The sequence below is a fragment of the Roseicitreum antarcticum genome (assembly GCF_014681765.1).
Taxonomy (GTDB): domain Bacteria; phylum Pseudomonadota; class Alphaproteobacteria; order Rhodobacterales; family Rhodobacteraceae; genus Roseicitreum; species Roseicitreum antarcticum.
Map to the genome: position 1 here is coordinate 1,341,987 of NZ_CP061498.1, position 24,604 is coordinate 1,366,590.

Annotated in this window: 18 protein-coding genes and 7 pseudogenes; 9 read left to right on the top strand and 16 right to left on the bottom strand. The window is 58.4% G+C overall.

The genetic code is table 11. The annotated features are described in order from the left end of the window. Positions 1-2: 2 nt before the first annotated feature. From H9529_RS06400 to H9529_RS06420, 5 genes are all read right to left on the bottom strand, one after another. Entirely contained in the window at positions 3-1,055 is a 1,053-nt protein-coding gene (locus H9529_RS06400; protein WP_092891074.1) for a sugar phosphate isomerase/epimerase family protein, read from the bottom strand. Between the two features lie 15 nt (positions 1,056-1,070). Then, positions 1,071-2,375, bottom strand: coding sequence for a xylose isomerase (xylA, locus tag H9529_RS06405; protein WP_092891076.1), 1,305 nt, complete (start codon positions 2,373-2,375; stop codon positions 1,071-1,073). Further along, positions 2,372-3,421, bottom strand: coding sequence for a LacI family DNA-binding transcriptional regulator (locus H9529_RS06410; protein ID WP_092891078.1), 1,050 nt, complete (start codon positions 3,419-3,421; stop codon positions 2,372-2,374). Before H9529_RS06410 ends, xylA begins: the two co-directional genes overlap by 4 nt. A gap of 128 nt (positions 3,422-3,549) precedes the next feature. Next, complete coding sequence (locus H9529_RS06415; RefSeq protein WP_092891080.1) at positions 3,550-4,884, bottom strand: phospholipase D-like domain-containing protein; 1,335 nt, start codon at positions 4,882-4,884, stop codon at positions 3,550-3,552. Positions 4,885-5,048: 164 nt separating this feature from the next. Next, positions 5,049-5,822 carry a DUF4394 domain-containing protein gene (locus H9529_RS06420; RefSeq protein ID WP_092891082.1) on the bottom strand — a complete coding sequence of 258 codons (774 nt, stop codon included), beginning with the start codon at positions 5,820-5,822 and terminating at the stop codon, positions 5,049-5,051. Positions 5,823-6,154: 332 nt separating this feature from the next. On the opposite strand from H9529_RS06420, the pseudogene H9529_RS06425 reads away from it, so the two are divergent. Beyond that, positions 6,155-6,526, top strand: a pseudogene (locus tag H9529_RS06425) (helix-turn-helix domain-containing protein); the annotation flags it as partial. Positions 6,527-6,749: 223 nt separating this feature from the next. Here the strand turns inward: H9529_RS06425 and H9529_RS06430 are convergent. Next, positions 6,750-7,875: pseudogene (locus tag H9529_RS06430) on the bottom strand (IS3 family transposase). A 481-nt stretch (positions 7,876-8,356) separates the two neighbouring features. Between H9529_RS06430 and H9529_RS20655 the strand changes: the two are divergent. Further along, positions 8,357-8,518 (top strand): annotated as a pseudogene (locus tag H9529_RS20655) (restriction endonuclease); the annotation flags it as partial. A gap of 57 nt (positions 8,519-8,575) precedes the next feature. Here the strand turns inward: H9529_RS20655 and H9529_RS06440 are convergent. Together H9529_RS06440 and H9529_RS06445 are read right to left on the bottom strand one after the other, a co-directional pair. Beyond that, positions 8,576-9,541 carry a zinc-binding metallopeptidase family protein gene (locus H9529_RS06440; protein WP_092892830.1) on the bottom strand — a complete coding sequence of 322 codons (966 nt, stop codon included), beginning with the start codon at positions 9,539-9,541 and terminating at the stop codon, positions 8,576-8,578. A gap of 186 nt (positions 9,542-9,727) precedes the next feature. After that, positions 9,728-10,123, bottom strand: a complete 396-nt coding sequence (locus tag H9529_RS06445) for an ectoine synthase (RefSeq protein ID WP_092892828.1) — start codon at positions 10,121-10,123, stop codon at positions 9,728-9,730. Between the two features lie 382 nt (positions 10,124-10,505). On the opposite strand from H9529_RS06445, the gene H9529_RS06450 reads away from it, so the two are divergent. Then, complete coding sequence (locus H9529_RS06450) at positions 10,506-11,813, top strand: ATP-grasp domain-containing protein (protein ID WP_143033577.1); 1,308 nt, start codon at positions 10,506-10,508, stop codon at positions 11,811-11,813. Between the two features lie 158 nt (positions 11,814-11,971). After that, positions 11,972-12,043: pseudogene (locus H9529_RS06455) on the top strand (YaeQ family protein); the annotation flags it as partial. A gap of 121 nt (positions 12,044-12,164) precedes the next feature. Here H9529_RS06455 and H9529_RS06460 read toward each other — a convergent pair. From H9529_RS06460 to H9529_RS06485, 6 genes and pseudogenes are all read right to left on the bottom strand, one after another. Continuing rightward, on the bottom strand, positions 12,165-13,457 hold the full coding sequence (locus H9529_RS06460) for a serine hydrolase domain-containing protein (RefSeq protein WP_092892826.1): 1,293 nt from the start codon (positions 13,455-13,457) through the stop codon (positions 12,165-12,167). Positions 13,458-13,689: 232 nt separating this feature from the next. Next, positions 13,690-14,880, bottom strand: a complete 1,191-nt coding sequence (locus H9529_RS06465) for a serine hydrolase domain-containing protein (RefSeq protein WP_092892824.1) — start codon at positions 14,878-14,880, stop codon at positions 13,690-13,692. A 153-nt stretch (positions 14,881-15,033) separates the two neighbouring features. Beyond that, positions 15,034-15,741: a carbonic anhydrase gene (locus tag H9529_RS06470; RefSeq protein WP_218132193.1), complete on the bottom strand. Its 708-nt coding sequence runs from the start codon at positions 15,739-15,741 to the stop codon at positions 15,034-15,036. Between the two features lie 15 nt (positions 15,742-15,756). Continuing rightward, on the bottom strand, positions 15,757-16,047 hold the full coding sequence (locus H9529_RS06475; protein ID WP_143033576.1) for a hypothetical protein: 291 nt from the start codon (positions 16,045-16,047) through the stop codon (positions 15,757-15,759). Positions 16,048-16,190: 143 nt separating this feature from the next. Further along, positions 16,191-17,195 (bottom strand): helix-turn-helix domain-containing protein, encoded by a 1,005-nt coding sequence (locus tag H9529_RS06480; protein ID WP_176847359.1) that lies wholly within the window; start codon positions 17,193-17,195, stop codon positions 16,191-16,193. Positions 17,196-17,246: 51 nt separating this feature from the next. Further along, positions 17,247-17,528: pseudogene (locus H9529_RS06485) on the bottom strand (integrase core domain-containing protein); the annotation flags it as partial. Positions 17,529-17,712: 184 nt separating this feature from the next. Between H9529_RS06485 and H9529_RS06490 the strand changes: the two are divergent. Further along, positions 17,713-18,920: pseudogene (locus tag H9529_RS06490) on the top strand (IS256 family transposase). A gap of 187 nt (positions 18,921-19,107) precedes the next feature. Here H9529_RS06490 and H9529_RS06495 read toward each other — a convergent pair. Beyond that, on the bottom strand, positions 19,108-20,004 hold the full coding sequence (locus tag H9529_RS06495) for a LysR family transcriptional regulator (protein ID WP_092892705.1): 897 nt from the start codon (positions 20,002-20,004) through the stop codon (positions 19,108-19,110). Between the two features lie 139 nt (positions 20,005-20,143). Here H9529_RS06495 and H9529_RS06500 point away from each other — a divergent pair, with 139 nt between their 5' ends. From H9529_RS06500 to H9529_RS20665, 4 genes and pseudogenes are all read left to right on the top strand, one after another. Beyond that, a complete protein-coding gene (locus H9529_RS06500; protein WP_223814316.1) occupies positions 20,144-20,452 on the top strand; it encodes an MFS transporter in 309 nt (102 codons plus the stop codon). Positions 20,453-20,581: 129 nt separating this feature from the next. Continuing rightward, the gene (locus H9529_RS06505; protein ID WP_218132189.1) at positions 20,582-20,944 is read left to right on the top strand and encodes a cyclophilin-like fold protein; all 363 of its coding nucleotides are present in this window, start codon (positions 20,582-20,584) and stop codon (positions 20,942-20,944) included. A 30-nt stretch (positions 20,945-20,974) separates the two neighbouring features. Beyond that, entirely contained in the window at positions 20,975-21,721 is a 747-nt protein-coding gene (locus tag H9529_RS06510) for an SDR family oxidoreductase (RefSeq protein ID WP_092892691.1), read from the top strand. Positions 21,722-22,111: 390 nt separating this feature from the next. Next, positions 22,112-22,339, top strand: a pseudogene (locus tag H9529_RS20665) (aldo/keto reductase); the annotation flags it as partial. Positions 22,340-22,568: 229 nt separating this feature from the next. Here the strand turns inward: H9529_RS20665 and H9529_RS06520 are convergent. Continuing rightward, entirely contained in the window at positions 22,569-24,401 is a 1,833-nt protein-coding gene (locus H9529_RS06520) for a putative bifunctional diguanylate cyclase/phosphodiesterase (protein ID WP_092892693.1), read from the bottom strand. Positions 24,402-24,604 lie beyond the last annotated feature (203 nt).

Genomic DNA, 24,604 nt, shown 5'->3' on the forward strand with positions numbered 1-24,604 from the left:
GCTCATATCCCCAGCATACGGCGGTTGGCGGCTTCATCCGTCCCGCCGCCCGCGAAATCGTCGAACGCCTTTTCCGTGACCCGGATGATGTGAGAGCGCACGAATTGCGCGCCTTCGCGCGCGCCGTCTTCGGGATGTTTGAGGGCGCATTCCCATTCGACCACAGCCCAGCCGTCAAAGTCATTGGCCGCCATCTTGGAGAACACCGCGCCGAAATCCACCTGCCCGTCGCCCGGGCTGCGGAAGCGCCCTGCCCGGTTGACCCAGGACTGAAAGCCGCCATAGACGCCTTGCCGCCCCGTGGGATTGAATTCGGCATCCTTGACGTGGAACATGCGGATGCGGTCTTTGTAGATGTCAATGTTGTCAAGATAATCAAGGCATTGCAAGATGTAGTGCGACGGGTCGTAGAGCATGTTTGCCCGTGCGTGATTGCCGACGCGTTCAAGGAACATCTCATAGCTGATGCCATCGTGCAGGTCTTCGCCGGGATGGATTTCATAGCAGATGTCCACGCCGCAATCCTCGGCATGGTCGAGGATGGGCAGCCAGCGGCGCGCGAGTTCGTCAAACGCGGCCTCGACCAGACCGGCAGGGCGCTGTGGCCAGGGATAGATGAAGGGCCAGGCCAGCGCGCCCGAGAACGCTGCCTGCGCGGTCAGCCCCATGTTGCGCGACGCGGTGAGCGCCAGCTTCATCTGGTCTACCGCCCATGCCTGCCGTGCCTTTGGGTTGCCGCGCACTTCGGGTGCGGCAAAGCCGTCAAATGCCTCATCAAAGGCGGGGTGCACGGCGACAAGCTGGCCTTGCAGGTGGGTCGAAAGCTCTGTCACCTCGACCCCGTTGGCGCGCGCGACGCCCTTGAATTCATCGCAATAATCGCGGCTTTCGGCGGCGCGGGCCAGGTCGATCAGCCGCGCATCCCACGATGGCACCTGCACGCCCTTGTAGCCGCAGTCCGCTGCCCATTTGGTGATGCTGTCCCAGCTGTTGAACGGGGCCTCATCCCCGGCAAACTGGGCCAGAAACAGGGCCGGTCCCTTGATCGTCTTCATGGTTATTCCTCCCTCTCAGACGTAACGATTGACGAGATTTTCCAGTATTTCCTGCCGTCCTGACACAGGCTGCGGGTCGATGCCGCGCGCATCGGCGCTGTCGGCAATGGCGCTCAGGCTGGCGCCCGGTGCCAGCATCGCCTGCGCATCGGGGTGCTGCCACCCCGCGTAGCGGGCGCGCCGCAGCCCTTCCAGCCGATCCTCCTGAAGCATCTGGGCTGCCGCCTTGAAGCCGCGCGCACACACGTCCATCGCGCCGACATGGGCCGCGACCAGATCCTCGGCATCCAGCGATTGCCGCCGCAGTTTCGCGTCGAAATTGGTGCCGCCAGTCGTGAAGCCCCCGGCGCGCAGGATCTCATAATAGGCCAGCGCAGTTTCCGGCACGTTGTTGGGAAACTGATCGGTGTCCCAGCCCGATTGGTAATCGTTGCGGTTCATGTCGATGGAGCCAAGGATGCCCAGCGCGCCCGCCAGCGCCAGTTCATGTTCAAACGAATGCCCGGCAAGAATGGCGTGGCCCTGTTCGATGTTGACCTTCACCTCGCCCTCCAGCCCGAAATCCTTCAGGAAGCCGTAGACCGTGGCGACATCGTAATCGTACTGATGCTTGGTGGGCTCTTGCGGTTTGGGTTCGATCAAGATGGTGCCCTTGAAGCCGATCTTGTGCTTATGCTCTACCACCATGCTGAGGAAGCGCCCAGCCTGAAGGCGTTCTTGCTTCATGTCGGTGTTGAGCAGGGTTTCATACCCCTCGCGCCCGCCCCACAGGACGTAGTTTTCGCCACCCAGCCGGTGCGTCACCTCCAGCACCGTGCGCACGGTGGAAGCCGAATAGGCGAAGACATCGGGGTCGGGGTTGGTTGCGGCACCTGACATGTAGCGGCGGTTGCTGAACAGGTTGGCGGTGCCCCAGAGCAGTTTTGGCCCGCCTGCCGCCATCTTCTGCGCGAAGACATCGGCAATGCGGTTCAGCCGGTCGTGGCTTTCGGCCAGCGTCGCGCCTTCGGGGCGCACGTCATGGTCATGAAAGCAGAAATACGGCACGCCCAGGATGCGGAAGAAGTCAAAGGCGGCATCGGCGCGCGCTTCGGCCAGCGCCATGGTGTCGGCGGGAAACCACGGGCGGTCAAAGGTGCGCCCACCAAACGGATCGCCGCCCTCCCAGCAAAAACTGTGCCAATAGGCCACGGCAAAGCGCAGATTTTCGGCCATCGGTTTGCCCAGAATAACCTCATCAGGGTTGTAGTGCCGGAAAGCCAGCCCTTCAGCCTGCGGGTCATAGCTGACGGGGGCGATATCGCTGAAATATCCGCTCAAGATGTCTCTCCTTTGCTGCCGCACTGAGGCAAGTTATCGGCCAAGAAAATGGTGGGAATGATGTCGCGTGCCGGGTCCTGCCAGTCGCGGCCATCGGCGAGGGCCTTCATCACGTCAATCGCAGTCGCGACCTCTTGCGCAGGTTTCTGGTCGATCACGGCGTCGATCAACCCCTGCTCCAGCCCGGCGCGGGTGGTGGGCGTCAGTTCGTGCGCCACGATGAAGGGGCGCGGGCCGGTCATGGCGCCGACCACCTCGATCAGTCCGCGATTACCTGCGCCGATGGAATAAATGCCTGTGATTTCCGGGGTTTCCATCAAGGCGCGGATCACCCCCGTGCGCATCAGGTCGGGCCGGTCATGGACGCAAAGCGCGGGCAACACCCGCAGCCCCGCGCCGCCTTCGGTCAGCACGGCGTGCGCGCCTTCCAGGCGTTCGCGGTGATCGCGCGCGCTGAGCGCGCCCAGCACCGGCAAGATACAGCCAGGGCGCACGAAATGCGCAAGGCGCATCAGCCGCCCCGATGTGGCGCCCGCGACAACATTGTTGATGCCGACATAGGCCGCACGGGCCTCAGGCGCGGCATCACCGACCAGTGTGACAACGGCAATGCCGCGTTCGCGCAGCGCGGCGATGGCCTTGGTGATGCGCGGCGCTTCGGTCGCGACGACAGCCAGGCAATCGCAGGAAAGATCGGGGGATTCGAGCGCCTCGGCCAGCGCCTCGGGGTCGAGGGCGGGCACTTCGGTGACGGTAATCAAGATACGATCGACCCGGCGCGCGGCCTGCTGCTCATCGACCGCAGCGCGCAGGGCATGGAAGAAGCTGTGGTCGGCTTTCGGCAACAAGAAGCGGAACTGATAGACCCGGCGCCGCGACAGGTTGGCGGCGTGGAGATCACGCTCATACCCCAAGGTTTCAATGGCTTCCTGCACGCGCGATGCGGATTTCTGCGCCACCCCACCGCGCGCATTCAGCACACGGTCGGCGGTTGCGTAGCTGACACCCGCAACCCGGGCAACATCTTGCAATGTTGGCTTGCGCATTCCGATTCTCCCCCTAAGCACACCATGCGCGCCACGAATGACATACGTCAATCATTTTTTGACAGACGTATATCATTTTGCACTGCGGCGAGGGCCCGCCGTGCCTGCCGATGGGTTGAGTAACGGGGCTAAAGGTGGGGACGCAACAGCCCCAGCGCGCGATCCCGCAGCCGCGCCCAGCCGCTTTCGCGGTCCAGATCGGCCTGCGAAACCTGTCGCGACTGTGCAAGATCCGCTTCGAACACGCCGATCTGTTCGGCCACGAAGGCGGCGTCATAGACGTTGAGATTGGCCTCATCATTCAACCGGAACGACCGTTCGTCAAAATTCGCCGACCCGACCGAGGCGAAACAATCATCCACCACCACAAGTTTTGCATGCAGAAAGGTCGGCGTGTATTGGTGAATGTTCACGCCCGCATCAAGCAAAGCACGCCACGACAGGCGCGACACCCGGCTGACCAGATAGGAATCGGTGTGCTTGCCTGCGATCAGCAGATCGACCGTCACCCCGCGTTTGCGCGCCGCGATCAACTGGTCGACGGCGACCTGATCGGGCACGAAATAGGGGGTGGAAATGCGGATGTGCGACTGTGCCGCCGCCAGCGCCGTCATGAACATCAGGTGGATTTCATTGCGGCTGCCGGTATTGCTCTTGACCATCTGCACCCGGGCGTCGCCTGTCGGGTGCAAGGGCGGGTAGAAATCCGGTCCACGCAGCACTTCGCCGCTGGCCTCGACCCAATTATGGGCAAAGGCGTTCTGCATCAGCGCGACGATCGGCCCGGTGACGCGGTAATGCGTGTCGCGCCACTCGTCGGGGTTGCGCGCCTGACCCCGCCAAGCATCCGCGATACCCACCCCGCCGATAAATCCGGTCTGGCCGTCGATGACCATTACCTTTCGGTGGGTTCGGTTGTTCAGCCGCGTCAGGGTGCGCGGCCGCATGGGGCGGAACATTCGCAGATAAACACCGGATTCGTGCATCCGGTCGATCAGATCATCCTCCATCGGCAGACCGCCAAACCAGTCGATCAGCACCTTGACCGTCACCCCGGCCCGCGCCTGCGCAATCAGCGCATCGCAGAAGCGATCGGCGATCTCTCCGCTCCAGTAGATATGCGTCTCGAAGGTGATGGAGCGCTCAGCCCGCGCGATCCCGTCCAGCATGGACGCAAAAATCGCATCGCCGTTGCGCAAGGTGTCGAGGGTGTTGCCCTCCAGGATCGGGCTGCCATAGAGGCCAGCCATGTCGCGCGCGAATTGCGGATCGTTCGCCGGGGAGGCCGAGGGAACGGGGTGCCGCAATTCCCGCCGGTAGGGCAGAATGGCCACGAAATAGACCCAGAACAGGAGGGTCGCCAGCACCCCCGCGACAGCAACGCGCAACTTGCGCTGGATGCGGCGCGAGAGCCTGGGCTTTGCAGTTTGCGGCGCGGGGGGGGCGTTGTGAGGTTGCATCATGGCTCAGGGTTGGGACAGGTCCTAGGCAACGCGGGGCCGTGTGAAACGGTTCCACAGAGCGGCACGGAAGGCATCCCCTGCCCCAGCGGCAGGCTGCAAACGCGCGCCGGGGTGGCCCCCGGCGCGCGCGCATCCTGTCGGCCACGACGAAGCCGACAGGTATTTCAGTCGGCTGCCGTCATCACGGTGATGTCACGCAGGGTGACGTCCAGGCCCTCGATCTCCCACGATTCGGTGATCGAACCGTCTTCGAGCGAGATCGTGTGCAACATGCCGTTGGCCGACAGCCAGGCGGTGTTCATACCTTCGGCGTCGGTCACGATGTCAAAGGCTACCGGGCCTTCGAACATCACGTCGGGCATGCCCAGCACCGTGTTGTCACCATCATTCGGCGCGGTTTGACGCAGAAGCGCGTGCAGCTCGGTGTCGATGTTATACATCGCCGTCGCCTCGGGACGGCCGAACGAGTTGCTGTATGCGGTGCCGCCGACCATCGGCATGCCTTCGGTCCCGTCGGTGAAGCTGAGATCACCATCGACCATCACGGCACCGGTCGTCAGGTTGACCCGGTGGTTGGTGATGCCCGACATGAAGCGCAGCGCATCGGCGGCAGGGTTGATGTCGACGATCACCACGGCGCCGTCTTCAATCGGCAGTTCGGTGTCCATGGTGACCAGCGCTTCCCATGTTCCGGTCTCGGGGTCGATATTGACCACGTCGAAACCTTCGGTCACGCCGATGAGGGTGTCGGTGGCGGGACGATAGTCGATGCCATGCAGACGCCCGTCATAATCCACCTCGGTCACGCCGGTGACCTGGCCCGTGGCAAGGTCGATGCTGACCAGGCTGCGATCACCGGCCAGGCCGATGGCGGTATCCGCGAAAACCGGGGCGCCCGACAGGGCTGCGATAGCGGCGGGCAGAAGTAGCTTTTTCATAATTCTCTCCAGAAGTTAACCGACCATGAATGGCCTGATGTGGGGAGAACGAGCGAAGTTGCGCGGAAGTTGCGTGATTGGATGATAACGGTTTCGTGAGGAGGCTGGGCGCGCTTCCTGCGCGCGCATGTTATTCCCAATTGCCCCAACAGCGGCGCGTATCCCACCAAAATGGGCGCACGCAAACCATGACCGCGAGGTGGTCATTTAACGCGGAAATATGTTGGAGAAAATTAGCAGATGACGTTCAAAACGTGGCAGCCCGAGGGTTCTCTAATCACATGGAACTGTAATTCGCACTACTAATCTGATGTATATCGGGAGATGATGCGATGGTGGGGCTTTTGGCAGACGAGGTCGTTCTGAGCGACGATGAGCGCGCCTTCCCCGAAGGACAGGTTCGGAGGCACAAGGCGGGGCGGTCGCTTTCGGACCGGTGCAGGATGATCTTGCTTTGCGCGGAAGGGCTCCAAAGCAAGGAGGTTGGTGCGCGTCTCGGGGTGCATGAGCACACTGTTGGCAAGTGGCGCAGGCGGTTTGTGAAGGACCGGACCGAGGGTCTGACCGACGAATACCGCCCCGGTCGGCCACGCATCGTATCGGACGACAAGGTTGCCGCGGTAATTGAGCGCACGCTGAACAGCACGCCGAAGGATGCCACCCATTGGTCGATCCGATCGATGGCCGCAGCAACGGGCCTGTCGCAACTGGTACGCGCCGGGCTGACCCCGGGCTGGATGCTAGGCGCTGTGCCGCGCTGCGTGCCGGTCGCGACCAAGACCAACCAGCAGGGTGAGCGGTCAACCACGGTGGTGGTCGACAGCGAGCGCGTGGTGACACGCAGCAAATGGCGCACGGTCGAGGTCTTAGCCTGCCCGGTCATCTGGAGGCCATGGTCTGCCCCCAACGAGTGGTCCAGTTTGAATGTTAGTGCATGGTTGGCCTTTGGTCTATTGGGACGATGCTTTTGGGCGCTGGTGGACGGTATCCCAGAGCGCTGTGTGGTCTGACGGTGTTGTAATGGCGACGCCATCGCTCGATCAGGATTTGGGCCTCGCGCAGCGATGAGAAGACCTCGCCGTTCAGCAACTCGTCCCGAAATCGGGCGTTGAAGCTCTCGCAGTAGCCGTTTTCCCATGGCGATCCAGGCGCAATGAAGGCAGTTTTGGCACCCACCGCGCCGATCCAGGCGCGCACCTTCTTGGCGATGAATTCTGCGCCATTGTCTGACCTTATGTATTCCGGCGGACCGCGCAGGATGAACAGGTCAGTCAAGGCGTCGACCACGTCGACGGAATTGAGCTTGCGTTTGACACGGATCACCAGAGCCTCCTTCGTGAACTCGTCGATGATGTTGAGCGTGCGGAAGATCCGCCCGTCATGGGTTCGATCCTGGACGAAGTCATAGGACCAGACATGGTTCGGACGCTCCGGTCGCAGCCGAACACACGACCCATCGTTCAGCCAGAGCCGACCCTTCTTGGGTTGTTTTTGCGGGACTTTCAGCCCCTCCGCCGCCAGATCCGTTCGACGCGCTTGTGATTTACATGCCAGCCGCTGTTGTTCAGCATTCCGGTAATCATGCGATATCCATAGCGTCCGAACTCTTCTGTCAGTGCGATGATGTCATCGGTCAGCCGTTCTTCGTCCGGCAGGCCGAGAGGCACCTTGCGCTGTGTCGAGCGATGCTGACCCAATGTGCGACAAACCCGGCGCTCTGATAAGCTGAGAGTCTGCCGCACATGGTCGATACATCGACGGCGGCGGGAAGGGCTTAAAAGTTTCCCCGTGCAGCCTCGGTCAGGATCACCTTGTCCAGCGTCAGATCCGACACGGCACGCCTAAGCCGGGTATTCTCAGTCTCCAGCTCCTTCAGCCGTTTGAGCTGATCTCGACTCATGCCACCATACTCTTTGCGCCATCGATAATAGGTCGGTTGTGTCACGCCGATCTGTCGAACGGCATCAGCAATCGAACGTCCTTGCCCTTGCAGCACTTCAACCTGCCGCAGCTTCAGCACGATCTCTTCGGGGTTGTCTCGCTTTCCTGCCATCTCTGGTCCTCCTGAAATGGGATAATACTATCCCAGTTGGTGGACCACTTCAGTGGGGGCACTCCAGCCACATCCAGAACAGATGTCCTCGGCGCGCCTGTGGGGATTGGTGGCAGGCGCTGGGACGGGTGTGGGATGGGCTGGCGGGCAGGATGCTGCGGCAGACGGAAGTGATTGCGGTGATGCCGAAAGAGCGGGCTTTGCTCCAAAAAAAGTTCAAGCCGTGTACATCCGAATGAGAGGCAATGATTGTTATTTTATCGGTCGCACACCGGTGTTTTCATCGCTGCGTTGATGAAAATTAGTGTCAGGGGTGATCATGACGGCAGTTGATCGAGTTCTTCAATTCTACCGCGATGCTGCCGTCACCGAACGCGACAAGGGCACCTAATTTGAGCGCCTCGCGTCGGCCAACTTCCTGAACAACCCTGTTCAGTCAGAGCAATACGAAGCTGTTTGGTCCTGAGCCGACTGGGCCAAGGCTAATGGTCGTGACGCCAAAGATGTCGGAAACGACCTGGTTGTCAGGCTGCGCAGCGAGGATGGGTTCGCCGCGATCCAGGCCAAGTTCTACGCCGCCGAGGGGACCGCTCAAAGCCTGTATTACAGCTGGTCGAAGGCGTTTATCGAGGCCTGCAAAAGAAACTAAAGGGCCAAAGGCAGGAATTGGTTTGGCAAGCTATCGGTCAGGCGAACTTCATTATCTCCCGTGAGCCCCTCTGCGTAGCCACTCATGCACGAAAACAAGCTTACGCTGCGCGACATCTGAAAGCATGAAGGGATAGATGTCGGGCAATCCCATGGAGCGATTGGCGTGGTTGATCCCTGTGACAACAGAGACTGCGACGCGGATCAACAGGTTGGCATTTGGCTCCGAATAGGGATCCCAGCCAGAATACGGAAAATGCTGTGAAGACAAGCCTGAGGCAATCACGCTGTCGGTTATATCAGTCAGATGCAACAGGTGGGCGGCGGTCTCGGCCCAGTCTTCGTGAGGATGCGCGGACGCGTATGTGGTCAAATGGCTCAATTTCCAATCTGCAGGAGGTCCGTCACCGTAATGGCGTTGTAGCGCAGCCGCATAATCCGCGCGTTCGTCTCCGAATACTGACCGGAAGGCTTCCAGAAAATCGGCGCGCAGGCTGAGCCGCCACCACAGCATGTGCGCTACCTCGTGGCGCATATGACCGATCATGGTTCGATAAGGCTCTTCCAGCGCTTCGCGTCGGGTTGTACGCAAAACCTCGTCAGCCTCGGCCACGCTGATTGTAACCACCCCACCCACATGCCCCATGGCAACAGGTGTCGGACCTTCAGCCAGCATGTGAAAGCTTGGAGGAGCGCCGGGATCTTCGGGGCGAAACCAATGCCACCGACCAAGATTGTCCAAAAGCCACCGCTTCGCCGCCTCGGTTTGCGCCCAGTTGGGAATGGCATTCGGAATCGACACATCTGGCGCCACTGCAGTCATGGCGCAGGAACGGCAAAAAGCTCCCTCTTCCGGTGCAATCCAATTACAACCGATGATATCGCGATTCACGCAAAACGGCGGCATGGGAAGAAAAGCGCGCGCTTGAGGATCGTACGCAACTGGAATCCCGTCGGCGGTAGCCAGATTGTCGAACCAAAGCGAACCACCTCCTACAGGATTGGCGAAAACACGCATATCAAGACAAGCTCCATGTCATTATTCGTCCGGACAGCTTTCCATGTTGTCAGGCGGTTTGGTCAAGCCTTTGTCCGCTTCCTATAGTTTGCTACGCGCAACTTCTGTCACCTGCAGTAATCACCGGGGCGTATTCGCTCTCGATATTATCTACGGGTAACTTGGCGCCGGCAGCGGATTTCGGGCTCAGGCGTCACGGGTACCCGGCAAGTAAGCACCATCTTCATCATGGACTTCTCGACCGGTGACAGGTGGGTTGACCGAACAGATCAGGCGCATGTCTTCAGTGCCGCCCCGCAGGGTGTGCTGATCGTGTTTGCCCAACGCGTAGAGAGTGCCATCACTGATTTCATGGGTCTCGCCGGTGGCTTTGTCCAGAATGCTGCCGTTGCCAGAGACACAGTACACTGCCTCAAGATGATGCTTGTACCAAAGATTGAGTTCTGCACCCGCCGGAATGATCGTCTCGTGCATGGAGAACCCCATGCCATCTTTTTTCAGCAGCATCCGGCGGCTGGTCCAGCCAGGCCCATTCACTTCACGCTCGGTGCAAATAATGCCTTGAACTCGTGCGAGTTTCATGCTGAGCCCCTATTTAATGTCTAATGAGAAATCAAAGCACCTATGCCGCACTAATTCAACCCGGAATTATTTAACTTCAGCAAGCGCTGGTTGAATCACCGCAATCCCCGGGAATAATATTTTTGGCTTAAGTCATTTTTTCGCTTTAATATCAGATATTTACATGTTGATCTCTGACTGCGTCGGCAAACAACTTTTGACCAAGTTATTGCTACCTTTTGGGGGATGATTGGGTCGAAGGGTAAGATAAATTGGCCAAAAATAGTTTCAACTCCTCGAAAATTGGCATCAACGGCATTACCTTGCATAACAATTGGAACAATCACAGCTGACATGAACGATTACGAGTCAGGTTGTGGCGCAACCCAGAAGGAGAGTATTTATGGGGAAAAAGGCAGAAGTCCCAACGGTCGCAGAGGTGTCCGGCTGGACGGATCCGACGATGGATTCCGTACGTGGAACTGAAACACCAAAAGACTCGAACAAGGGTCACGTTGCACTGCTGGGCTGGAGCGTGAATGCCATTAAAGCTGCTCAGAAATTCGACCGTCGCTACGTGGTCGTTGCGCCCGAGTGGGCCGCAGATTTCTGCGAGGCAAATAATATCCCGTATATTCCATGGGACTTTTCGCGCCTGAATGATCGGTCCATGGAGATCGCCACGCGACTCAAAGAGGCTGGCGTCGATGTTGCCATCCCCCTATTCGAAGAGACAGTGGAATGGTCAGGCGCGATCAACTCTGTGCTCATGGACAAGCCGCGCATGTACGGGCAATCCATCCTGTTCCGGGACAAGGCATTGATGAAACGTCGCGCCCAGCTGGGGGGTATACGCGTCGGGATCTTTGAGGAAGCCCACGAAAAGGAAGACGTCATTCGCTTTATGAAGCGCGTCAATCAGACGCTGCTTAAGCTCGACGGCGACCCTGATGACCCTATTCACGTCAAAGCCTTCGACAAAGCCGGCTGCCTGGGGCACCGCATGATCCGTGACATTGAAGATATCGACAAGATTCCACTTGAAGAGTATCCGCTGCTTATGGAAAGTCACCTTGACGGTTGGGAATTCGCTGTCGAAGCTTGGATTCACGACGGTGAGATTAAATTTCTGAACATCTCCGAGTATGTGACGCTCGGCTATTCGGTCTTTGTGCCCGCCACCAAGGAATTGGAAAGCTGGCGCAATGAGATTACCAAGCAGATCGAGAAACTTATCAAAACTTTTGATATCAAATTTGGTCAGATTCACCCGGAGTATTTCGTGACCTCCGATGGTGAAATGTACTTTGGCGAGGTTGCCTACCGTCCGCCCGGGTTTAAGGCGTTCGAGTTGATCGAGCGCGCCTACGGGTTCAGCGCCTACCAGGCTTCGATTCTGGTGTTCGATCCCAAGAGCACCAAGGAAGAGGTGGATAAATTCTTCCCCCGCGCGGTGGAGGACGCAAAATGCTACGCAGGGTGTTTCGGTGTCTACCCACGGCGTCGCGTGGTGAGCAAACTGGAAATGCCTAAAGAAACAACTGACCACCCGTATTTCGAGTCTCACGAGCTGATCGCGCCAGCAGAGGAAACAGTGCCGGATCGGTCTGCGTTTGGCACGCACTGGGGCTTGCTGTTCTTCGCTGGGGACGATCCCATCAAATTGCGGGATCTGCTCAAAGCACAGGAAGAGCTGGACTTCTACGTCTGACGAACGCTCCGACGTCGCTACCATACAATTGTCAGAGCAACATGGGCAATCGCGCGCAGGCCGCGCGGTTGCCCTATATCTGTTTCACAGTGTCACCAGACAGGGTAGGCATCCCGATCCTTGGAGGCTCGGAACAGATCATGGCGTAACACGCCACCATTCATATAGTTGAACTTTCGGTCTCTGACATGGATCGCCACTATTACGAGACCCATAAACTGACCGTTGCGAACGCGCGGCCAAGGGCATGGCGTGCGATCATCGGGCCTTCATCGGTGCGGCCACTGCTGGCCTCTTCCAGCATCGGGCGGGTGACGCGCAGGGTGGGGGGACAGCATTATATCAACGCGCTCACTCTGCCGGTGCTGTCGGTGTCATCGAGAAGGGATGCCCCAGTGCAACAGACAGCGCATCGAACACGCGACTTGCTGGCGCGTTGCATGCAAGCTCACCGGGGTTATCCGGGAGCACGTCCTCATCCCCGCAATCGCCCGAGGGGATGTCGCTGTTGGCCTGCACCACCACTGTTGTGTCCGTCGTCGTATCGTAGAAAACGGTCGTGTTGTAGCCCGGCAGTTCGCCCGTGTGACCGATCCAGCCGTTGACGCATCCCATGGCTATGCCATAGCCCGCCGGCTCGGGGAAGGATCGCAGGCGCTCCTGCTGTGCTTCGGCGCCCAGCAGATCCTTGCCCGTGCCAAGGGCGCGGCCATACACCAGCAGGTCGTCGAGGGTTGAGATAATTCCGCCCGCGGCCCACGCCCAAGAAGGGTCCCAATGCGTCGCGTTCGAAGGTGCCTCGGGAGTGGCAGCATCGCCCTGTAAGGTAAGGCCCTGCGAGTAAGGCTCAGGCAGGTCGGCGGCGCCGTCGGGTCCGGTGGTCTCTGTCAGGCCCAAAGGTTCCAAAATCATCGAATTAAAGGCGGTGTCTATATCCTGTCCGGTCACCTGTTCGATAACGAGGCCCAGCAGCACGGTGTTCGTGTTCGAATAGTCGAACCGCGCCCCCGGGGCAAAGATCGGCGAGCCGGACAAAGCAAAGTCGAGCAGATTCTGCGGCGTATAGTGCAAGCTGGGGTCTGCAAAGAACTGGTCGAGGAAAGGCTCTGCCTGGGTATAACTCGGCAGGCCGCTGGTCATGTTGGCCAGATGGCGCAGAGTGATGACGTCGCCGTTGGGCACACCTGGCACATACTGGTCAATCGAATCCTCGAGAGACAGCTTGCCGGCCTCGGCCAGCTGCATCAGAGCGGTACCGGTGAACGTTTTGGTGACCGAACCGATCCGCGTGTGCATGCCGACTTCCATCACGGCACCGGTTTCGGGGTCCGCGACGCCCCAAGCACCGCGCCAGCTTCCCTCGGGTGTGACGACGCCGGCAATGATCCCCGACGCGGCAGCCCCGTCCAGTGCCTCGCGTACGGCCGTGTCGAGGGTGCGGACCAGCGCAACGGGCAGCGGCGTGTCGGGTGGCGTGGTAGCCGCGCGCGCCGTCACAACGGCCGGATCAGTCACGCAGGACTGCAGCACCTGATCCTGAGCGTGTGCTGGAACGGAGACAGCGAGGGCAAAGATCATGGCGCAAATCGACAGTCCGGGCCGATGTCGGCTGGCCCTTTTGTATTGGGTTCGGATCGTTGTCATGCGTCTGTTCCCTCGTCCGATTACATTTTCTGCGCGTATCGTCTAGAGTTTAGTGTTGCATATTGTTGTAATTAAACAAAAATATAAAGGGTTCACCGCGTTTGCCATCCGGCGGCGGCATGCAGACGGTTTCAGGATCGAACCAAGTCGAAAGCGACATGCTGCCTCATCCGATTTTCCCCGGAAAGAGGCGTTGAGTATCCGTCGCTTTAAAAGCTATCGCGAACCATTCCTACCGCATCGGCGGCCGGTTCTGAGGGTGAATGAGGGCCGCCATTAACCGTGCTGTCTCATCCGCCCGATTTGCCGGTCCGATGGTCCAGTCCTGAGTTGATGCCGCAGTGTAGGTCACGGCGACAGCTATCGTAATCCGTCCTTTGTCGGAACGCTCTTCTGGCAGCGTGCCGACGGAGGATGCATAGCCACCAAAGGACGGTGTCTGAAACACCCAGTCCCCCTGCAACATTACACCCAGACCGTAGCTGAATTCTTCCGTCATTTCGTGACAACTTGGACACCCCGGCAGCGGAGCGCCAAAACCGATCAGAAACGGCGTGATCATCTGCTCACGCGACTGCGAGGAAAGGAACCCGTCATGCCCTACAATCGCATCAAAACTGCGTGCCATGTCAGAGATTGTGGTGACCTGTATCGCGCCACTCGGGAGCGTCCAGGACGGGTTCCAGAAGGTCGCGTCCTCCCAAACCCCTCTCTCGCCTGTAAATCCGTGGATGACCGAGCCGGGGATTTCAGCAGTGTCGAACCCGAACGTCCGGGTCAACTCAAGCGGCCCGAGGACATACTGCTCCATCATGTCATGCAGCGGCTGCCCGGTCGCGGCTTGCAGCACCTGCCCCAGAATGACGTAGCCGCTATGCGAGTAATCCCAGTTGGTACCAGGCTCAAAAAGACGCGGCGTGGACAGACTGACGGCGATGAGCTCATCTGGCGTCCATTCCAAGAATGGGTTCGCAAGGAACGGCTCGACAAAGCCCGCTTCGTTGGCAACATGGTCAGGGTAGCCTGCAGTCATATCGGCGAGCATGCGCACTGTTGCCGTGTCACCTCCGGGCAGTTCTGGCAGCCAGCGCGCGATTGGCTCGTTGAGATCAAGCAAACCTTCTTCGGCAAGGCGCAGCGCCACTGCGGCGACATAGGCCAAAGCAACGGCCCCGTTGCGAAATTGGCCGTCCGGCGTCGCTGGCACGCCGGTCATCGCGTGGCCGAGCGCCTCGGTCAGCACATCTTCGCCATCTATACGCACTTGATAGATAAGTGAGTTCAGCTTGTGGCTGTCAAACTGATCCTGCGCAATGGCTCTGAGTGCATCAAATTCTGCCAACTCCAGTGTCTCACTCTGGGCAGCGTCTGCCCCGGCCAATAGCAAGAGAGCGGCTGAAATCGACGCTAAACTGATCTGCATCGCAACCTCGCAGTTAAAATCGTAGTGAACCGGTGCAAGAAAACGCTCTGAGCCTCGTCAGATTGTTTCTCTCGGGTTGGCACCCTAATGAGGCGGCTTGTTTTCAACGTTGTCGTTTTCATGCATCGCCCAAGTAAAGACGGCTTGCTGTCGTCAAAGAAGAGACACTTCTCCTGTACCGATCTCATAAATGCCGGCCACCGACTTCAGCTTTCCCTCGGCATGCAGCTGCGACAGGATAGGACCAGAGGACATCGCGTATTCGGCGTTGTTGACCGCATTCTGCGCAGTTGCCGCTGTCATCAGATCGGTTGGATCGTCCTTCATTGCGTCGTAGACCGCCGGGCGGATGGCGTTTACCAGGCTCGGCAAGTGTCCAGGCGGAAGGATGTTGTCCTGGATTGAAGAAATTGTTGCCCTGACCGCCCCACAAGAGCTGTGCCCCAGCACAACAATCAGTTTCAGCCCGAGCACCGCAGCGCCGAACTCCAGGCTGGCGAGGCCATCTTCGTTAATGAAATTGCCGGCCACACGCACGACGAACAGCGCCCCCGGACCCTGATCAAATACCAACTCCGGCGCCACGCGAGAGTCCGAGCAGCAGACGACGGCGGCGAAGGGCTGTTGCCCTGCCGCCCGCTCGACCCGGCCCACCGAATGGTCGGTGTTGATTGGCTTGTTGGCGACATAACGCGCATTGCCCTCGATCAGGCGTTGAAGGGCGTCATCAGGAGAAACAGGCGCTGCTTCTTCAGTCTGCGCAGCAGCAGGCGTTACCATTGCACCGGTAGTCGCGATAGCAAGGCCACCTGCAAGCAGGCCACGTCGGCTTACGGTTGTTTCTGAGCAGTCTTTACGCATAGATTTCTCCGATGATCAAAAAGTTTGCCGCGTTACTGTACGGCCAGTTGATGAGGTCGTGATCAATATCTGGCCCAGAACCTCGGTTCGGGTGCCCACTGCTGCCGCGGCGATATCTGTGCCGTCCTGAACGAAAGCGGCGGTCAGCGCTGGCATGATGTAAGCGGTACGAATGTTTTCAAGGTGGTCTGAGATATTCGTCGGTTGCGCTTGCACAGCAGACGCAACCAGCCCGGCCGAAATGGTGATGCTCAAAATAGCCGTTTTATACTGCAGAGCAGATTGTCGGGGCCATGTTCCAGGCATCAGCTTTGCCTCCATGGCGCCCAAAAATAATGTCGTCGAAGCCGCTCGATTTCGAGTTATACTGTCGAATATTAAGCTGCGCAAACTTCAACCGCTATCCGATAACCGCAAAAATGACCTGTGTTCGGTAGGCTACAAGGCATTCAGCTGGCCAGCGTGGTCGAGGGCGTTTCGCCGAACAGGCGCTTGTAATCACCTGCAAAACGACCAAGATGCCCGAAACCAAATTGCATTGCTATATCTGTAACCGACGTCGCCTCGGGCTCATTATGCAGCAATACCGTCCGCACTTCATTCATACGGCGCACCTTGAGGTAAGCCAACGGCGACATGCCGACATAATCGCGAAAAGCATATTGCAAGCTGCGCTCTGACACACCAGTAGCGGCGCAGAGATCAGCGACACTGGGCAGATTTTCTGCATCAATCCGGTCCTCAACAAATGCCTGAGCCTTGCGACAGATGTGATATGCCCGCCCTCCGGAAGGCGGTGTGGAGTCATCTGGCGTTGCTGCGTTGACCAGATAAAGCACTGCCTGAAATATTTCTCTCCCTAGAAACCGGGTATCCGGTGGGCACCCGCTTGCCGCTGCAGTGTTCGTCGAAACGAACCAGCCACTCACTAATTTTTCGAATGCCGCCTGATATACAGTACTGAACGTCGACACTTGCTGGGGCATGTTCTCCCAGTGGCGCGGATTTAAAGCCCGCGCGGCCTGCAGGAATGCCTCCTGATCGAGGCTGATGTAGGTGGTCTGTGCGCCTTCTGGAACGAAAATATCAAATTCCGTATTCTCGGGCATCAGGAATATCTCCGCCTCCCTAGCCCCGCGGTGATCCGAAAACCGCAAGCCGGGCTCTGGGGTGCAATACGAGAGGGTGCATAGATTGCTCGGCGTCGCTCCCAATTTCTGAACAGCAGCGTGTTGGCGCTCACGCACGATCTGCTGGGTGCTCAGGTCAAGGCTTTGAAGTTCGGCAACCTGTTGACCCGGACTGAGCTGAAAGCACTCCATCTCGATCCAGGGCTGCATCGCTGCCTGCATCCCCGCATCATCAATTCTTGCAGAATATAGCCCATTACAGTTTGCCGCATTGTGCGGTGACAGCCTCCCGCACGGGTCATGAGCATTCTTGGGCAAAATCATCAATCTCACTCCAATTAAGAAGGGGTAGAATAACTCTCTCATTCGTCGAGCTTAGGAGTTCATTCCCGGCATCTTGTGGATCGGGTCGAGGATGAATCGATCCGGCTCTGATGTCCAGATCTTGCAGATGTACGCGTAGGGCGTGAGGCCGCCGAGGGTCTTAAGCCTGCGCGTGAAGTTGTAGGCGGCCATGAAGTCGGCGAGATGGGTGCGGAACTGATTGTGGTCATCGTAATGGAAGCGCTTGACGGTGGCGTCTTTGATGGTGCGGTTCATCCGCCCCACCTGACCATCGGTCCACGGGTGGTTGGGCTTCGTCAGGCGGTCTTCGATCCCGTTGGCCTCGCAGATCATGTCGAAGCGCATAGGCCTGGAACAGATGGTGTTCCGGTTTCTGACCCACGGAACAGGCGGCGCAAACTTGCCGATGTGGTCGCCGCTTTCGACATGCTCTGAGAGTGTCCGATCTTCTGTGTAACTGGGATCTGGTCCATGCTTCCTGAGAGGAGCAAGGACGATGACGATTTCCAAGGAACTGCTGGACGAACTTCTGAAGGGCTGCGAGCGGCCTGAAGATTTGCTTGGCAATAACGGCTTGATGAAAGAGCTGAAGATCAAGCTGATGGAGCGGATGCTGGGCGCCGAACTGACCGCGCACCTGGGCTATGAGGACGGCAAGGAGGCGCCGCCCGATCAGGTTAACCGCCGCAACGGCTCATCCGCCAAGAGACTAAAAGGCCAAGACGGCGAACTGCCGATTGCCGTGCCGCGTGACCGGGACGGCAGCTTCGAGCCTGAACTGGTGAAGAAGGGCCAGACCCGGATCGATGGGATGGACGACAAGATCATCGGGCTCTACGCCGCCGGTCTGACGGTGCGTGATATCCGCGCCCATCTCGAGGACGTCTATGGCCTTCAGGTCTCGCCTGACCTGATCAGCCGCGTCACCGACGCCGTGCTGGACGAGGCGGAATGCACCGGGCGCTGGACCGAATGTATCCCATCGTCATTTTCGACGCGCTCCGGGTGAAGATCCGCGATGCTGATAGCCGCATGGTGAAGAACAAGGCCGTGTATGTTGCCCTGGGCGTCTCACGGGACGGTGTTCGCGAGGTTCTGGGCCTGTGGATTGCCGAGAACGAAGGGGCCAAATTCTGGCTGTCGGTGATGAACGAACTCAAGAACCGGGGTGTCCAGGATATCCTGATTGCCGTCGTGGATGGCCTCAAAGGCTTCCCGGAAGCGATCACCGCCGCCTTTCCCGATGCCACAGTCCAGACGTGCATCGTTCATCTGGTGCGCCATTCCCTGAATTTCTGCGCCTGGAAGGATCGCAAGGCAGTCGCCGCCGATCTGCGCCTGATTTACGGCGCTCCAACCGCCGATCAGGCTGCCGCCGAACTGGATGCTTTCGAGGAAAAATGGGCCGAGAAATACGCCTCCATCGCTCCGGCATGGCGGCGGGCATGGCAGGAGGTGATCCCGTTCTTTGCCTTCGATCCGGCGATCCGCAAGATCATCTACACCACGAACGCCATCGAAAGCCTGAACCGTGTGATCCGCAAATCGATCAAGACCCGTGGTTCGTTCCCGACCGAGGAGGCTGCGACCAAGCTGATCTATCTGGCGATCCGCAATTTCGAGAAAGGTGGGCGGAATGTCCGGGAATGGTTTGCGGCCCGAAACCAATTCGCTATCATGTTCGACGAACGCTTCAACGCGTGACTGTATCTGAAACCCGCATGGACCGGGCCAGATACACAGAGTTCATGACACTCCCCATGCTCTGCCCAAAGCCAACCTCCATTGCCCAAAGCCAACCTCCATCGATCACGCTAATCCCCTGCGGCGGCATCGCTAAACCTGCAATTCGCGCAAACGCGCGGCATTTGCAGTTTGTGGGCATTTCTTGTCATACCCCCGAGTATCGCAGTGCATCGACAATCACCCGGAATGCCGGCAGGTTTTGTCGCCGGCTTGGATAATAGATATAATATCCTGAGAAAAACGGCGACCAGTCATCCAGAAGCTGGATCAGGTCACCCGTTGCGATGTGATCCAGAACCATATCCTCGGGGATATACGCGATGCCATAGCCACTAAGCGCTGCATCCATGATCGCGTTCGAAGACGTGAAGGCAAGCTGGCCATCGACGCGCACGCGCAGATCCTGACCGTTCCGCGCGAATTCCCACGCATAAAGACTGCCTGCCTTGAGGTGTCGGTGATTGATGCAATTGTGGCGGATCAACTCTTGTGGGTGAAGCGGCACGGGATGGGTTTCAAGATAGGCAGGGGACGCCACCGCCACCAATCGCCAGTCCGGACCGATCCGCACCGCGATCATGTCCTTTTCGACACTTTCACCCAGCCGGATGCCCGCGTCGAAACCGTCTTCGACAATATTGCGAAATCCATTGTCGATGTTCAGCTCAAGTTTGATGTCAGGATAGTCGATCAGCACAGGCTGCAATCTGGGCCAGACGTAGCCCTGCAGCGCATGATCAGACAGCGTGATGCGCACTGTTCCAGCGGGCTTGTCGCGGAATTCTGTCAGTGATGCAATTTCCGCCTCGATCTCTTCAACGCGGGGCGCGAGCGTCAGGCGCAGACGCTCTCCTGCCTCTGTTGGTGCCACGCTGCGGGTCGTGCGGGTCAACAGGCGAATACCCATCTGCGCCTCCAGCCGCTTGATCGTGTGACTAAGGGTCGACTGCGCAATGCCAAGCTTGGCCGCTGCGCGGGTAAAGCTGCGCTCTTCAGCGACGGCCAGAAACCATAGCAGATCGTTGAACTGCCCTCTTGCCATGTGCAGCCCCCTGACCTTTGGCACATTCATGCCTCTGATCGATTAATGCAATCGCATTTCTCTGTCTAATCCATTTGTCCTCTGGCTGCTATGTCTTGCTTATCGAAAGTTGGCTCTTTCGTCACAAGCGAGGCGCAAAATGTCCACGACCCTGTCATCCGTCATCACCGACACACGCGCCGCATGGGGTGCGGTCATGTCGATGGCACTTTGCGTCGCTGTCCTGATTGCGTCGGAATTCATGCCCGTCAGCCTGCTGACGCCCATCGCAGGTGAGCTTGGCATCAGCGAAGGGCAGGCAGGCCAGGTGATCTCGATCTCCGGCTTGTTCGCGGTGATCACCAGCCTGACGATTGCCGGACTGACCCGGAACATCGACCGCAAACAGGTGCAGTCTTTCTTTGTCGCCCGGCTGGCCGCCTTTTTTGGCGAACATCTCGCGGCCTGAAACGCGGCGGGCTGGGTTTGCCTTCAGCAGCAGACCGATCCCGCCCCTTTACGCTGAAAGGATTGTAAGATGTGGAAATCAACATTGGGCGCTGCCAGCCTCGCCCTTGGAATGTCAGGATCTGCTGTCATGGCACAACAAGAAATTCAGATCTCGTCCGACTGGGGCAGTGTGACCGCTACGCTTGCCGACAACGTTGCCGCCGATGCACTGCGGGATATGCTGCCGCTGACCATCGACATGCGCGACCATCTGCGTCAGGAAAAGACCGGGTTCCTGCCATCTGCCTTGCCGGAATTGCCGGCATTGCCGCGACAACGCGATTTCGCGACAGGCACGCTTGGCCTGTGGAACAGCAATGACCTCGTGATTTACTACAGCGCTGGCAGCGTCCCATCGCCCGGGATCATCATTCTGGGACAGATCATAAGCGATGTGTCGATCTTCGACAGGCCCGGCGACATCACAGTCACATTAACCAAAACGGAGTGAGCTTCGCAGCCACCATCAAAGGAGAACAACATGACCGACAACATAACCGGAAAAGTCATCGTCATCACAGGCGCGTCCAGTGGCATGGGCGAAGCCGCAGCGCGCCATCTTGCGGCCAAAGGCGCCAGCATCGTGCTGGGTGCCCGGCGCGCAGAGCGGCTGGAAGCACTTGCAGCCGATATCATCAAGGCGGGTGGCAAAGCCATTGCCGTCGTGACCGACGTCACAAAACCTGCAGATCAGCAACGGCTGGTGGATACGGCGGTCAAAACCTATGGCCGCATCGACGTGCTGATCAACAACGCCGGGGTGATGCCGCTGTCCCCGCTTGACCGTCTCAGGGTCGATGAATGGGACCAGATGATCGACGTCAATCTCAAAGGTGTGCTTTATGGCATCGCGGCGGCCCTGCCCTATATGAAAGACCAGAAGTCGGGTCACATCATCAACCTGTCATCTGTCGCGGGCCACAAAGTGTTTGCTGGCTCCGCAGTCTATTCCGCAACAAAATACGGCGTGCGCGTGATCAGCGAAGGGCTGCGCCAAGAAGTGAAGCCCTATAACATCCGCACCACGATCATTTCGCCCGGCGCGGTCAAAACCGAATTGCTTGACCACATAACCGAAAAGGATTTGCAAAAGGCCAATCAGGATTATGTCGGCCAAGTCGGTATTCCCGCCGCGACATTCGCGCGACTGGTGGACTTTGCCATCAGCCAGCCCGAAGATGTCGATATCAACGAGATTCTGTTTCGGCCAACGGCACAGGAACTCTAAAGGCCACCTAGAAAATCAGCTCTCCGGTCAGCGTCGGATGCCTGACGAACCAATTTTGCCTGCCGGTTGTTGAGCGAGCATTCTCGCTCGCTCCACTGAACTAAACGAAAGAACTATACCGTGCAAACCCGCAAGTTAGGTCAAGGTCTTGAAGTCTCTGGGTTGTCGCTCGGCGCTATGGGTTATGGCAAGTCCCGTGACATCCCCGACCGACCGGCGATGATTGCCCTACTTTGCGCCGCAGTCGAACACGGGATGAATTTCTTCGACGCGGCTTAGGTCTATGGGCCAATGAGGAAATGATCGGTGAAGCATTCGTCGGCATGCGTGACAAGGTCATCATCGCCACCAAGTTCGACTGGGATATCGACCGGCGGACCGGTGAACATCGTGGATGGGTTGAACAGTAAACCGGACCAGATCAAACGGGCATTCGACGGCAGTTTACAGCGCCCCGGGACCGATCATCTCGACCTCTATTACCAGCACCGTGTCGACCCAGATGTGCTGATTGAGGACGTCTCTGGCACGGTCAGGGAACTGATCACTCAGGGTAAAGTGCGTTATTTTGGAATGTCGGAGACGATCCGTCTGGCACATGCGGTGCAGCCGGTTGCAACTATTCAAAGCGAATACTCCTTATGGACTCGGGATCCAGAGGCGAACATTCTGTCCGTTTTGGGAGGACCTTGGCATCGGTCTTGTGCCATTCAGCCCCCTCGGCAAGCCACAGCAACCGGGAAATTGTTGCGCCGGGCAGGTAAGAAGCGGCACGGAGAATGTGCTCGTTGCGCGGAAGTCATCCGATTGACCGACGCAACTGGCGAAGTGCTGACTGGGCGGCATTTCAACTGCGGCATGTGGCTAAAGTTGCTCGACGCCATGTGCACCATGACAGGCAGCGGGGCGAACGGAGCCGCCGTTGCCCGCCCCCCCCTGTTTCTGGCGCGTGAAGCCAACCAAGAAACTGTACCGCCTCCAACGGGCGCGCAAAATAGTAGCCCTGCGCCTCCTCGCATCCCATCTCGCGCAGCAGCATCGCGATTTGGGCAGACTCCACACCCTCGGCGACCACACGGTATCCCAACTCCTGCGACAGCTTGACCATAGAGCGGACCAGCGCCTGATCCTGCGCGCTCTTGCCTATGTGCGTTACGAAGCTCTTGTCGATCTTCACGACATCAGCCGGAAGCTTCCGAAGATAGGCAAGGCTGCTGTGACCGGTTCCGAAATCGTCGATGGCCACGCGGACGCCCAGGTCCGACAGTTTCTGCAATTGTGCCAGCGCATAGGCCGGATTATGCATGATAGCACTTTCGGTGACTTCCAGTTCCAGACGTTCAAATGGTATCTCGTGATGTCTGACCGCGGCTGCGAGAGTGTCCACGAAATCGGTTTCGGCCAGGTTTGACGCAGAAATGTTCACCGAAATGGTCAGCAAAAGTCCGGCCTCCTGCCAGTCGCGCATCTGTCGGATCGCAGCGCCCAGCACATAGGCCGTCAAAGCCGATGCACGTGACGAACGCTCTGTCATCGGAATGAAATCGTCTGGCGGAATGTTGCCAAGCACCGGATGTTCCCACCTCAGCAAAGCCTCGGCCCCCAGACATTTCCCGGACATCAGGTCGATGCGGGGCTGATAGACCAGCCGAAGCTGATCAGGCGATTCCAGCGCCGTGGCGAAATCCTCCAGCAAATGATAACGCCGCTGGTAGATGCGGTCGGCCGCGTGTGAATATACGCTGATGAGGTCCGGCGAGTTCCTGGCATCCTGAGCAGCGCTGTGCAAAGCGCGCAACAGGTCACGTGGAGTTCTTTCATGCGGCTTGAAGCTCACGATCCCGATAGCACCGTCGGCTGGTGATCCATCTCCTGCGGGCGAGCTGCGACGGTATTCATGGACAACTTTGACAAAACTCTCCGGTGTCGCACCCGGTTGTGCGAGCAGGACAAATTGCGCCGTGCCAACATGGTAGACTGCCTCGCCCGGAGCAACGCTACGGCGTATTTCGAGAACCGCTTTTCTGACCAGTTCGTCGACGCGGCCCGGCCCCATGACGCGCACATAATCGCTGATCTGTTCAAGGCTGAGGAGATCCAGCAAAAACGCAACCCGCTCTGCCGACTCAGGCGCGTTTGCAAGATCAGCCATGTCTTCAAGGAACTGGTTTCGATTGGGCAGCCCGCTGACCGGATCAACACGCCCGAAGGCATGATGCAGCTCGATCTGTGCCATAACCATCGCGGCCAGATCCTTCAGGGCCGCCACCTCTGCTTTGGTGATATCTCGCGGTTCCCTGCCAAGAACACACAAGGAGCCGAGGCCGAAGCCGTCACGGGTGATTAGCGGAGCGCCCGCATAAAAGCGCGTCCCGTTCTGGCCGAGAGGGCTGTCGGCATAGTACGTATCCGTGGAAAAGTCGCGGATAACCAGAAACTGCCGGCTGTCAGCCACTTCTCCACAGGGTGCCTTTTCTCGGGGAATAGAGCTGTGGTCGATCCCAACCCGGGATTTAAACCACTGACGGTCACTGTCGGTCAGCGAGATCGCAGCAACGGGAAGGTTGAAAATCTGGCTCGCCATCCGCGTGATGCGATCAAAGCTATCACTCGAAATTGTGTCGAGCAGCTTGAGTTGATGAAGTGCATCGAGTCGCAAAGCTTCATCGATCTTGACCATCTGCTCGCTACTTTCTGAGTCGATCTCACGCGCAATTCACGCGCCACACGCATAAGTTGCATACGCTCTCACAGGTTGCATGTCACAAGTCAACAAACATTGAGTTGTGCGGGCATCACGGATGCAGCTCAGCCCGCCATCCTACCGCAATGCGTAGAAATTTCAGTTGCCGTGCCCGCACATGTTGCAAATAGAGAGCAATA

Bases quoted from the DNA above. Each gene is read 5' to 3' on its own strand.
- H9529_RS06400 (WP_092891074.1), bottom strand. From the start codon at position 1,055: ATGAAGACGATCAAGGGACCGGCCCTGTTTCTGGCCCAGTTTGCCGGG.
- H9529_RS06475 (WP_143033576.1), bottom strand. From the start codon at position 16,047: ATGCCTGGAACATGGCCCCGACAATCTGCTCTGCAGTATAAAACGGCT.
- H9529_RS06470 (WP_218132193.1), bottom strand. From the start codon at position 15,741: ATGCGTAAAGACTGCTCAGAAACAACCGTAAGCCGACGTGGCCTGCTT.
- H9529_RS06505 (WP_218132189.1), top strand. From the start codon at position 20,582: ATGGCACAACAAGAAATTCAGATCTCGTCCGACTGGGGCAGTGTGACC.
- H9529_RS06510 (WP_092892691.1), top strand. From the start codon at position 20,975: ATGACCGACAACATAACCGGAAAAGTCATCGTCATCACAGGCGCGTCC.
- H9529_RS06520 (WP_092892693.1), bottom strand. From the start codon at position 24,401: ATGGTCAAGATCGATGAAGCTTTGCGACTCGATGCACTTCATCAACTC.
- H9529_RS06495 (WP_092892705.1), bottom strand. From the start codon at position 20,004: ATGGCAAGAGGGCAGTTCAACGATCTGCTATGGTTTCTGGCCGTCGCT.
- H9529_RS06420 (WP_092891082.1), bottom strand. From the start codon at position 5,822: ATGAAAAAGCTACTTCTGCCCGCCGCTATCGCAGCCCTGTCGGGCGCC.
- H9529_RS06460 (WP_092892826.1), bottom strand. From the start codon at position 13,457: ATGACAACGATCCGAACCCAATACAAAAGGGCCAGCCGACATCGGCCC.
- H9529_RS06440 (WP_092892830.1), bottom strand. From the start codon at position 9,541: ATGCGTGTTTTCGCCAATCCTGTAGGAGGTGGTTCGCTTTGGTTCGAC.
- H9529_RS06445 (WP_092892828.1), bottom strand. From the start codon at position 10,123: ATGAAACTCGCACGAGTTCAAGGCATTATTTGCACCGAGCGTGAAGTG.
- H9529_RS06410 (WP_092891078.1), bottom strand. From the start codon at position 3,421: ATGCGCAAGCCAACATTGCAAGATGTTGCCCGGGTTGCGGGTGTCAGC.
- H9529_RS06450 (WP_143033577.1), top strand. From the start codon at position 10,506: ATGGGGAAAAAGGCAGAAGTCCCAACGGTCGCAGAGGTGTCCGGCTGG.
- H9529_RS06465 (WP_092892824.1), bottom strand. From the start codon at position 14,880: ATGCAGATCAGTTTAGCGTCGATTTCAGCCGCTCTCTTGCTATTGGCC.
- H9529_RS06480 (WP_176847359.1), bottom strand. From the start codon at position 17,195: ATGATTTTGCCCAAGAATGCTCATGACCCGTGCGGGAGGCTGTCACCG.
- H9529_RS06500 (WP_223814316.1), top strand. From the start codon at position 20,144: ATGTCCACGACCCTGTCATCCGTCATCACCGACACACGCGCCGCATGG.
- H9529_RS06415 (WP_092891080.1), bottom strand. From the start codon at position 4,884: ATGATGCAACCTCACAACGCCCCCCCCGCGCCGCAAACTGCAAAGCCC.